The 2,529-nt window shown below is 66.1% G+C and carries 4 protein-coding genes; all 4 read left to right on the forward strand.

From position 1 onward, the window contains the following. Window positions 1–623, forward strand: a 623-nt coding sequence (gene ilvC / locus V2I30_RS00580; RefSeq protein ID WP_330660117.1) for a ketol-acid reductoisomerase, incomplete at its 5' end; no start/stop codon positions are given. Window positions 624–702: 79 nt separating this feature from the next. Further along, complete coding sequence (locus V2I30_RS00585; protein WP_330660118.1) at window positions 703–1,335, forward strand: DUF4329 domain-containing protein; 633 nt, start codon at window positions 703–705, stop codon at window positions 1,333–1,335. 80 nt (window positions 1,336–1,415) lie between these two features. Beyond that, window positions 1,416–2,090 (forward strand): YceI family protein, encoded by a 675-nt coding sequence (locus V2I30_RS00590; protein WP_330660119.1) that lies wholly within the window; start codon window positions 1,416–1,418, stop codon window positions 2,088–2,090. A 100-nt stretch (window positions 2,091–2,190) separates the two neighbouring features. Then, on the forward strand, window positions 2,191–2,529 hold a 339-nt coding region (locus V2I30_RS00595), incomplete at its 3' end, for an alpha-hydroxy acid oxidase (RefSeq protein ID WP_330660120.1).

Genomic DNA, 2,529 nt, shown 5'->3' on the forward strand with positions numbered 1-2,529 from the left:
CGGGCCACACGGTGCGCTCCGAATATGTGCGCGGCGGCGGGGTGCCCTGCCTCATCGCGGTCCACCAGGACGCATCGGGCAGCGCCAAGGACGTGGCGCTGGCTTATGCGAGCGGCGTCGGCGGCGGGCGCAGCGGGATCATCGAGACCAATTTCCGCGAGGAATGCGAAACCGACCTGTTCGGTGAGCAGGCGGTGCTGTGCGGCGGGATCACCCATCTGATCCAGGCGGGGTTCGAAACGCTGGTCGAGGCCGGATACGCCCCCGAAATGGCCTATTTCGAGTGCCTCCACGAAACCAAGCTGATCGTCGACCTGCTGTATGAAGGCGGCATCGCCAATATGCGCTATTCGATCAGCAACACCGCCGAATATGGCGACATCACCACCGGCCCGCGCATCATTACGGACGAGACCAAGGCCGAGATGAAGCGCGTTCTGGCCGACATCCAGTCGGGCCGGTTCGTCAAGAACTTCGTCCTCGACAACCGCGCCGGCCAGCCCGAGCTCAAGGCCGCCCGCAAGCAGGCCGCCGCGCATCCGATCGAGGAAACGGGCGCAAAGCTGCGCGCCATGATGCCGTGGATCGGGGCGAACAAGCTGGTCGACAAGGAGCGCAACTGATCGCAAACCGCCGCTGGCGGGCGCGCAGCCGGGCATTGCGCTCGACAGACCGCGCCCGCCGCGCCAAAGGCGCAACGCGATGCCTCCAACCCCGCCCCCTTCACACCTGCGCGACGACCTGTTCGGCAATTCCAAGCTGATCTTCGGCCTGATCGCGATCGTCTGGGTCGTGATCATCGCGCGCGCCTGGATGAACGTGAAGTCCGCCGACGATTTCGTCATCACCGTCACACAGCCGCAGGTTCAGGAATTCGCCCGCACGCAGCTCGAAGCGCTCCAGCAGCAGAGCTTCGCGCGCGATATCGAGCTGTGCGGCATCATCTTCGAGAACAGCGACGGCACGCTCGGCGCGACACCCCCGCGCGAGGGCGACGAGGCGAGTTGCGGCATTTCCTACTGGGACGAACCGGGTATGCGCCCGATCGCCAGCTTCCATACGCACGGGTCGTTCAGCCGCGAATATGACAGCGAAGTGCCCTCGATGCAGGATATGCAGAGCGATTTCGAAAGCGGGCTCGATGGCTATGTCGCGACGCCGGGCGGGCGGTTCTGGCGGGTCGATGCAAGCGGCCCCACAGCCGAGATGATCTGCGGCGAGGATTGCCTCTCGCAGGACGGCGATTACGTGCCCTGCCCTGCCTCGGCCCCGGCGCGCAGCTACAGCTTCGCCCAGCTTTCGGCCCGGCAGACCGGAACCATCGCCACCTGCTGAGCGCGAGGAACCCGCTGGCCTGCACCGGGTTGGATGTGATGAACCCTATCCCTCACCCTAACGAAAGGGCCTCATCCCCCATGTCTGTCGACCTTCGCAACCTCGCCCTCGCCGCCGCTGCCGCCGGCACGCTCGTCACCGGCTCGATCGCACTTGCGCCCGCCCTGTTCGCGCAAGCCGCGCCCGAAGTGCCCGGCGCGCCCGATCCGGAGCGCATCACCGGCGGCACCTACATGGCCGACCCCGCGCACTCGCTGGTCGAATTCGAGGTCAACCATTTCGGCTTCAACGAATATTTCGGCATCTTCGGCGATGTCGAGGGCACGCTGATGCTCGATCCGGCCGATCCGGCTAGCGCCAAGGTCGATGTCACCATTCCGATCGCCAGCGTCACCACCGCGAGCAAGGGGCTGACCGATCACCTTCTGCGCCCCGCCAAGGACGGCGGCAGCCCCGATTTCTTCGGCCCCGAGCCTGCGCCCGCCCGCTTCGTCTCGACCGCGGTGACGGTCGACGGGATGACGGCCGAGATCACCGGCGACCTGACGATCAACGGGATCACCAATGAAGTGACGCTGGAGGCTGAATTCACCGGCGCGGGGATCAACCCAATGAACAAGAAGGAAACGGTCGGCTTCGAGGCCGAGACCACCATCATGCGGTCGGACTTCAACGTGAATTACGGCATCCCGCTGGTGAGCGACGAGGTCGAACTGGAAATCAGCGTCGCCTTTGAGAAGGCTTCCGGAATGTGATCGCACGGGCGGGCCGTGGCGCCGCCGCGCGCCCGGCCCGCCCGGCTTTCGCCAAGGCTCGACTCGCAGCCCGCAATCGGTCACAGGGCAACGCCAGACCATGCGCCTCTCCGACTGCCACAATATCGACGATTTCCGCAGGCTCGCAAAGGCGCGCCTGCCCTTCCCCGTGTTCGACTATATCGACGGGGCCGCCGATGACGAGCTGACCCGCGCGCGCAACACGCTCGCGTACGAAACGGTCGATCTCGTGCCCGACGTGCTGGCGGGCGTCGCCGAGATCGACACCCGGTGCACCATACTCGGGCGCAGATCGTCGCTCCCGCTGATGCTCTCGCCGACGGCGGTCCAGCGCGCCTTCCACTGGCAGGGCGAGACGGCGGTGGCGAAGGCTGCGGAGAAGTTCGGCCTGTGGTTCGGCATATCGAGCCTTGCGACC

It is taken from the genome of Erythrobacter sp., assembly GCF_036351135.1.
Lineage (GTDB): Bacteria > Pseudomonadota > Alphaproteobacteria > Sphingomonadales > Sphingomonadaceae > Erythrobacter.

Bases quoted from the DNA above. Each gene is read 5' to 3' on its own strand.
- V2I30_RS00585 (WP_330660118.1), top strand. From the start codon at position 703: ATGCCTCCAACCCCGCCCCCTTCACACCTGCGCGACGACCTGTTCGGC.
- V2I30_RS00590 (WP_330660119.1), top strand. From the start codon at position 1,416: ATGTCTGTCGACCTTCGCAACCTCGCCCTCGCCGCCGCTGCCGCCGGC.